Origin of the sequence: Paracraurococcus ruber (assembly GCF_004353985.1) — a bacterium.
GTDB lineage: Bacteria > Pseudomonadota > Alphaproteobacteria > Acetobacterales > Acetobacteraceae > Paracraurococcus > Paracraurococcus ruber.
Genome location: NZ_SMOA01000493.1, coordinates 1 through 2,337, shown reverse-complemented (window position 1 = coordinate 2,337; position 2,337 = coordinate 1). Strand labels below are relative to the sequence as shown.

At 70.5% G+C, this 2,337-nt stretch carries 2 protein-coding genes; both read right to left on the bottom strand.

The genetic code is table 11. The features are described from left to right. Positions 1–63: 63 nt before the first annotated feature. A complete protein-coding gene (gene istB / locus E2C05_RS31120) occupies positions 64–921 on the bottom strand; it encodes an IS21-like element helper ATPase IstB (protein WP_133223482.1) in 858 nt (285 codons plus the stop codon). Beyond that, on the bottom strand, positions 918–2,192 hold the full coding sequence (gene istA, locus E2C05_RS31115) for an IS21 family transposase (protein WP_133223481.1): 1,275 nt from the start codon (positions 2,190–2,192) through the stop codon (positions 918–920). Before istA ends, istB begins: the two co-directional genes overlap by 4 nt. Positions 2,193–2,337: the final 145 nt, after the last annotated feature.

Genomic DNA, 2,337 nt, shown 5'->3' with positions numbered 1-2,337 from the left:
TGTCAATGCTGAGGTGGTTTTCCTCAAAAGTGCTGGCTGAAAATTCCCCAGTTCGGCTGGTGGCTACATCGCGCCGGTGAGTTCTGCGGGGCGCGGCTTGGGCGGTCTGCCGCGGCGGCGGGGTACGGCTTCTTGTGGGTGTAGCGGCCGTGGTGCGGCGGTGTCCGGCAGCAGGTCGGCGTGGCGGCGGAGGCGGTAGCTGGCGCCCTCGATGCGCACGACGACGGCATGGTGGAGAAGCCGGTCGAGCAGCGCGGTGGCGACGACGGTGTCGCCGAAGACCTCGCCCCATTCGGCAAAGCCGCGGTTGGAGGTGAGGATCATCGCGCCACGCTCGTAGCGCGCGTTGACCAGTTGAAAGAACAGGTTCCCACCGCCGGCGACGACGGGCAGGTAGCCGATCTCGTCGACGACGAGGAGTTGTGGCCGGCAGAGGAACCGGATGCGCTCCCGCAAGGTGCCCTCGCGCTCGGCCTTGGCCAGCGAGCCGATGAGTTCGGCCAGCGTGGTGAAGTAGACGCTGCGGCCGGCCTGCACCGCCTCGACGGCGAGCGCGATGGCCAAATGGGTCTTGCCGCAGCCGGGCTGGCCGAGGAGGTGGACGACCTCGTGGCGGTCGATGAAGTCGAGCCCGGCGAGGGTGAGGATCCGGTTGCGGTCGAGGGATGGCTGGAACGAGAAGTCGAACCCGGCCAGCGTCTTGATGTTGAGCAGCCGGCCCATCTTGAGGGCGGCCCTGACCCGGCGGCCCTCGCGCAGGCTGAGTTCCTCGTCGAGCAGGTTATCGATTGCCTCGAGCGCGGAGATCTCGCCGCGCTCGAGCTGGCGGAGCAGGTGTTCCAGCACCTCGAGCGAGCGTGGCATCCGGAGCCCGACCAGGTGGCGGCGGATCCGGTCGAGCGTGGCCGGTGCGGCGGTCATCGGGCGCCCTGCCCGGTAGCGAGCCTGCGGCCGATGGCCTCGTAGATGGCGAGCGAGCGGGGCGCGACGCCGCTGGGCCCTGCTGGTGGTGCCGGAGGGGCCATGGCACCGGCCCGTGGCGTGGCACTGTTGTGCGAGGGCGGCAGGGTGCGGTGCCCCTCGGCGATGCGGCGCCGGCCGCGGCCTTCGAGCACGGGATGGGCGGCGACGAGGCGACCATCCTCGAGGATCTGCACCTCGGCGGCGGTGACCTGAACCTCGACGGGTCGGCGGCGGGTGCCGTCGGGGACCGAGTAGAGATTGCCACCGACGGAGATCATGCCCTCGTGGGAGATCCGCCGTTCGAGGCGGAGGACGGCGTTGAACGGGCCGGCCGGCAGCGGCTTGAGGGAGGCCCGCTCCTCGGCGAAGTGCTCGATGACGATCCGCCCGGTGGTGCCGTGCAGGCGGCGGTTGGCCACCTGGTCGAGCCACTGGGCGAACTGAGCGTTCAGGTCCTCGATGTTGCGGAAGCTGCGCGCGAGGAAGAAGTCTTCGCGGACGTAGCGGAACGGTCGCTCCACCTTGCCCTTGGTTTTGGCGCGGTAGGGCCGGCAGGCCTTGGGCACGGTGCCGTAGTGGGCAGCGAGCGCCAGCAGCTTGTCGTTGTAGACGATGCCGCGGTCGTCGACCTCGCCGAGCACGGCGGTTTTCATGCGGTCGTAGAGGATCTCCCCCGGCACGCCGCCAAGCGCCTCGAAGGCGGCAACGTGGCAGCGCAGCACGGTAGCCAGGTCCTGCTGGGCGACGAAGCGGGCCCACATCATGCGGCTGTGGCCAAGCACGAGGGAGAACAGCCAGACGATGCGCTCGGCGCCGGGCTCGTCCTCGAAGCGGACCTTGAAGAAGGCGAAGTCGACCTGCGCCTGGCGGCCCGGCGGGGTCTCAAAGCGACGCTCGAAGGCGGCGGGCTCCGCCGGAGGACGGACGGTGCGCAGGAAGTCGGTCACCGTGGAGTAGCCGCCGGTGAAGCCAAGCTCGCGGACCTCCCGCCAGAGGCGCCGGCCGGTCAGCTCAGGAAAGCGGCCGACCCGCTCCCGCAGGAAGGCCTCGAAGGGCGCGAGCGGCGATGGCGCCGGCGGCCGTGGCGTATAGGCCGGCGGCTCCAGGCCGCGCGCGATGTAGGTCCGAACGGTCTTGCGGTCGTGGCCGGTGCGGCGGGCAATGGCAGAGATGCTGAGGCCCTGCCGGGCGAGGTCCAGGATCATGACGAGCTCCCCAAGGGTGACCACCGGCTGCTCCCATGATGCCGGGCGGCATCCTGGGGCATGGCCGGCGCCACCCGCGCCCGGGGGCTCGCCCCCGGGCGCGGGCAGTCGCGCTGGACTGGGGAATTTTCAGCCAGCACTTCCGGGGAGGATTGGGCCAGCAGCTACA

What these genes read in the sequence shown, in the direction of transcription:
- istB (WP_133223482.1), bottom strand. Translation starts at nt 921, where the DNA reads ATGACCGCCGCACCGGCCACGCTCGACCGGATCCGCCGCCACCTGGTC.